The organism is Moorena sp. SIO2C4, assembly GCF_010672485.1.
In the GTDB taxonomy this organism is placed as follows: domain Bacteria; phylum Cyanobacteriota; class Cyanobacteriia; order Cyanobacteriales; family Coleofasciculaceae; genus Moorena; species Moorena producens.
Genome location: NZ_JAAHGN010000529.1, coordinates 1 through 5105 on the forward strand (window position 1 = coordinate 1; position 5105 = coordinate 5105).

At 44.0% G+C, this 5105-nt stretch carries 5 protein-coding genes; 3 read left to right on the forward strand and 2 right to left on the reverse strand.

What is annotated here, in order from left to right; translation table 11 throughout:
* The first annotated feature begins 436 nt into the window (after positions 1-436).
* Complete coding sequence (locus F6K20_RS23620) at positions 437-841, forward strand: PadR family transcriptional regulator (protein WP_081431986.1); 405 nt, start codon at positions 437-439, stop codon at positions 839-841.
* 248 nt (positions 842-1089) lie between these two features.
* Positions 1090-1638: a cofactor assembly of complex C subunit B gene (locus tag F6K20_RS23625; protein ID WP_008178567.1), complete on the forward strand. Its 549-nt coding sequence runs from the start codon at positions 1090-1092 to the stop codon at positions 1636-1638.
* Positions 1639-1788: 150 nt separating this feature from the next.
* On the opposite strand, the gene F6K20_RS23630 is transcribed toward F6K20_RS23625, so the two are convergent.
* Positions 1789-2106: a DUF3155 domain-containing protein gene (locus F6K20_RS23630; protein ID WP_287296231.1), complete on the reverse strand. Its 318-nt coding sequence runs from the start codon at positions 2104-2106 to the stop codon at positions 1789-1791.
* Positions 2107-2590: 484 nt separating this feature from the next.
* On the opposite strand from F6K20_RS23630, the gene F6K20_RS23635 reads away from it, so the two are divergent.
* Positions 2591-4012, forward strand: coding sequence for a GAF domain-containing sensor histidine kinase (locus tag F6K20_RS23635; protein ID WP_287296233.1), 1422 nt, complete (start codon positions 2591-2593; stop codon positions 4010-4012).
* 532 nt (positions 4013-4544) lie between these two features.
* On the opposite strand, the gene F6K20_RS23640 is transcribed toward F6K20_RS23635, so the two are convergent.
* Positions 4545-5033 (reverse strand): hypothetical protein, encoded by a 489-nt coding sequence (locus F6K20_RS23640; protein WP_287296235.1) that lies wholly within the window; start codon positions 5031-5033, stop codon positions 4545-4547.
* Between the last annotated feature and the right edge of the window lie 72 nt (positions 5034-5105).

Genomic DNA, 5105 nt, shown 5'->3' on the forward strand with positions numbered 1-5105 from the left:
TCTCCAACCCCCACAAAGATTGCTATATATTAATCCCTCCATGCCCCCATCCTTCCATCCCCGATCATCCTCTCTAGGTCGCATCAATGAAATTGGTGTTACTCGTCTGTCTTGTCTTCCTTCCCGATGTTCCCCTTGATAGTCGGTAGTTTTGGATAACGGTTTCGAGCAATTATTAAAGTTGATCTTTACTTTTTAGGTGTGTTAAGTCCAAAATTCATTAAACTTTCATCAAATTAGGGAGATATTTAAACCCTACGCCAGAGATTTTTAAGTTATAAAGTGTGATAGCGATGTACCTACCAAGGTGAGTCGTTTAAATAAAACTCACTGCAAAACGCGCGTGAATTTCCCAGGGTGCCTCCAACCATGATTATTTGCCAGAAAACCCTCTAATCCCATCTAGAATAACTGGGAATTCCAACTACATATGCAGATGAAATTCGAAGATATCTATAACTTTTTCCAAGATCCTCCACCCAACTATCTCAATAAAGAATTAGCCGTATGCTATGTGCTATCGGTGTTGTTGCAAGGAGAATCTTATGGAACACAACTGATCCAACAACTGGAACAAGAATACCCCACCTATCGACTTTCAGATACTGTCCTCTACAGTGCACTGAAGTTTCTTGAAGAAAAACAGGCAATTTCAGCCTACTGGCAAAAAGTAGAAGGAAGAGGACGCCCACGCCGGATGTATCAAATCTGCCCAGAGTGGCAGGAGAAAGCTATAGAACTGGCCAGTTTTTGGCATGACTATATGGCTGAGGAAACAACCGTGGGGAAATTTCAGCCAAGGACTCCCTGCCACCAGTCTGTTGTTGAGTCAGTTAGGTAGGGAAGTAGCAATTTTTTCCAGGGTGCTGTCTTTGAAAACCCTGGTGGCATCCCAGAAGTCAGGTGATGCATTGTCTTACCCAGATGTGAATTCAGGTGAATTCAGGGCGTGCTAGCTGCTAGCCATCTACCCACACCAGCATCTTACAGCCTCTAGCTAGTGGGTACCGAGGAGCTAACCTGACCAAAGTGTGTCTAAGAAATTGTAAAGTAGTAGCAAAGGATGTGTATTTTTATCGTTAATATTCAGTGAATACAACTATTCTTGCTTCTACACTTTTGCTAACCCTTTTATTGGCAGTAGGTTTGTTTTTCTTTATTCGAGCCTCTGTGAAAGACCGAATACAACAAGTCAAGTTAGCTTCCCCAGAAACAGAAGAATCGCTTCTAAATCAGTTGAAGCAATATTTTGATCAAAGAGCCTACCAGGTGGCGGCGGTGGATGCTGCCACTAATCAAGTCACGTTCCAGGGGATAGTCCGACCGAGTTGGTTTCTGGCTATCTTTTTAACCGTCTTAGCTGCCTGTGGTATAGTCTGCTTATCTCTAGTGCTCTCTATTTTGTTTCCGACTTTGACTAAGGTGTTTTTGGGGCTAGTGGCACTAGCTCCCGCTGCGGGCCTTTTTTATTGGAAAAAAGCTGAGCGACTCGAACAGGTATCTCTGAAATTAGAATCAGCGTCTACCCAAGCCCCTGGGGATCAAGCCACTGCGGAGCAATCTTTGGTTATAGTCACTGGCCATCGCGATGAACTAATACAACTTCAACAGTCTCTGAAACTAAAACCCTTGCTGTAAGCAAGCAGGGTTTGACATCCTCCCCAACTATAATCAGCGAGATCAATTTCCAGAATAGGTAAATTTACCAAGATACTTAGCCCTCCTCAAGCCAAAGAGTTTGAGGAGGGCTAAGTCAAAGCACTTTCAATAAATATTACCAGTAAGGTTTCAGCGGCTACGAGCGGCAACCCCTACCTTCTTTAAGGGAGAGTTGATTAATCGCAAACTGGGAAACAGAAAATGATTTTCTTCCACATATTGGGCACCGAAGAGCCCTTTTTCTGCCCAGAAATAACGGTCTGTGGTATGCTCGTTACGTTTGACCAGTAGTAGGGCAGGTGGAAGTATCCCTTGTGATCGAATGTATGCCCGTGCTGCTGTAACCGGTTTATACTCGCCACTTTCTAGATTGTACTGAGGTACATGCTCAAGTATCTTGCGCCCTTCTTGGCGGCGGCGACTCTTACGCTTACGTCTTCTTGCCAACCTTTTTACCTCCTCTTTTTGCTGGCAATTGTAAAGATAGTTACAAAAGCCTTGGAAATTATATCGAGTCTTTTGAGAAATATCAAGCTCTTGTCATAGAACTAAATAAACCGGCTGAAACCTTTGACAGCAATACTTTAGGGGATTTTCAGTTTCCTGATGACCTCCGGAAAATTCATACAAAAATTTAATTTATTTAATAAAAATTAAATATAATTAGAAGAAATAGCCTTAAACTCATCCGAGCATTACACTGATCAGGTGATGAGGTGATGGGGTGATCAGGTGATTGGGCAACGGATGTAACGGATATTTGCCATAGGTCTAATGACTGATGACTTATCACGCTATGACTTATCACGCTATGACTAAAGCTGACTAAAGCATAATAGTCAATTGTTTAAGGGGTTCGACATTTATAGAAGGGAAGCTGATAGTGGCTTAACTTCGAGTAGGATTAACCCAGATCACTCATCTATAGCTCATGTTCACTCGATTCAGTTCAGAATTTGTCTCCCTGTGTCGAAACCAAGTGGCTTTATTAACCCAAGGACTGGGAGCAGCTAGTGGTGCTGTATATTTAACGGAAGAATTCGTTGAGGGAAATCAGGCAAAGCTAATTCCTGTGGTAGTTTATCCGGAAACAAGTACCGTGTGGGATATGAGTGATCCTGACTGGGTTTTGCCACAGAAAATAGGTGAGATTGATCAGATTCCTCGATTATCCAGCAGCTTACCTCGGCTACTCCCTCAGGGAAATAACCAAGATCAAGATTTGGGTTCAACCTCTTTTGACTGGACAGAAAATTCCATACAGCAGCAGCACCAAATTGTTTTACCTCTAATCCATGAAGGGATAGTGATGGGGTTATTGGTGAGTGCTCGTGATGATAGACCTTGGAATCACACAGAACAGGCAAGTGTGGAAAGCATTGCCAGAACCTTAGCGATCGCATATGTCATAGAACAGCGTCAAGGTTGGTTTGAGCAGCAGTTGACTCAGCACAGACGTCTACAGGCAAAACAACGGGATATGCTTGATGATCTGCTGCATCAATTTCGTAATCCCCTGATGGCCTTACGAACCTTTGGTAAGCTACTGCTGAAGCGACTGGTACCAGGAGATAAAAACTATCCAGTGGCTTCGAGCATTATACGAGAAAGCGATCGCTTACAGGAGTTGCTGCAACAGTTTGATGCTTGCCTGGACATGAACCAAACCGGTACAGCATCCTTAACTTTGCCTGTAGCTACGGCTGAGGCTTGCTCATCCCCAGAATCAGATGATCTTGGGGAGATTTACCCAACTAGTCACTCCGAACCACACTCCACCCCAGGGGAATTTCCCCTACTCACGGACAAAACTCTTCCGTTGCAACTGTTTGCGGTCAAGGATGTCTTAGAACCCTTGCTTATATCTGCTGACGCTATTACTCAAGAGGCTAATTTGGAGTTGCATTGCTCTATTGCCCCTGATTTACCTTTGGTGAAAGGCAATCCTAAGGCTTTACGGGAAGTGTTGAGTAATTTGATTGACAATGCTTTGAAGTACACTCCAGCTGGGGGAAAAATTGATATCCAAGTTGGTGTTGGACAATGGCTTGATCATGGTAATGCCATAGCGATCGCAATTAGTGATACTGGTCCAGGTATTGCTCCAGAAGACTTAGACCATCTGTTTGAGCGACATTATCGGGGAGTTCAAGCTAATGGTCCTATCCCTGGCACTGGTTTAGGATTAGCGATCGCAAAAGAACTCATGGCATACATGCAGGGTGATATTGAAGTCTTTAGTCCTGCCAAACTACTATCAACTGAGGAAAATGGGGAATTATCCATTAGTCATGGTCAAGATAACTCAAGGATGGGAACAACCTTTATCGTTTGGTTGACTTACGCTCAGTAGCCCTCAGTAGATAGTTGTTGTTGACCAAAAATATGGGTTTCAAGCCTGGCCTTTGGCCACGCTACTTGAGGTGCCCTTCTAGGGCGACTTTTCCAGGAATAATGTATAATATATTTAATTGTGTAGCCTAGCACAGGCAGGATTCGTCGGTACTGCCCTATTTAATAACGAGCGTTTTGCGATGCTAGTACACGAGGCGCGAAAAACCTCGCTATACGCATGGATCTTAACGGATACCGAACACCAGTAAAATACAGTTTCAAAATATTTAACGTACCGTGGGGCACACGGAAACGGGGAAATTCCCAACGCTTAGGGAGATCAGCCCACTGGGGTTAGTTAAATTAGGCTCGATATTTGGTTTTTAAACGGGTATTTGGCTTAAGTATTGCCTTTCAGGATAGCTAATTTTAAGGCGTGTCGTAGAACTAAGAATCCTCGCTCTTTTAGGGCGGGGAGTGTCAACGTTGAGAGGTTGGCTGTGATTGGTTAATCTATCATCCTCTCAACAGTTAACTGTCCACATATGTAGTTACTGACTGCTAATCACCAGGTCAGAGTCGATGGTAAGCTGTAAGTCGGTTTCTGGTTCAACCACAAATAGGTCAACGCTGCTGCTACCAAATAAACGTTTGCCGATATTTAAAGCGATGCCAGAACTAACTCCGATCAAGATTTCTTCTGTAGCGATCGCACGGTCACCGGTAACGGCAGAGATAGCAGCGGCGGCAGCGGTACCAACTGCTGCATCTTTTAGGATACTCCCTGGATTGCTACCCTTGCGAATGGTTTCAGTGGTGGTAATTTCCTCAGAGGTGGCATTAAACGATAGGGTTTCACCATTGATCAACAGCTGCTGAGCTACAAACTGAGCTCCCTCTTTTGTCGCACGCAGTTCGCCAACCACTTCACTACCAGCAGGAATCAGCAACTTGCCCTCATCAGCAGTGGTAATGTTTAAATCCACTGTCAGGGTTAGGGGAATAGTTTCCTCTTGGGCGAGCAGAAAAAAATCAAACAATACTCGATCACAAATGCGTAGGTCTCAGAAAAGGGACTGAAATCTGGATACCAGGCATGCTATGCCTAAGTG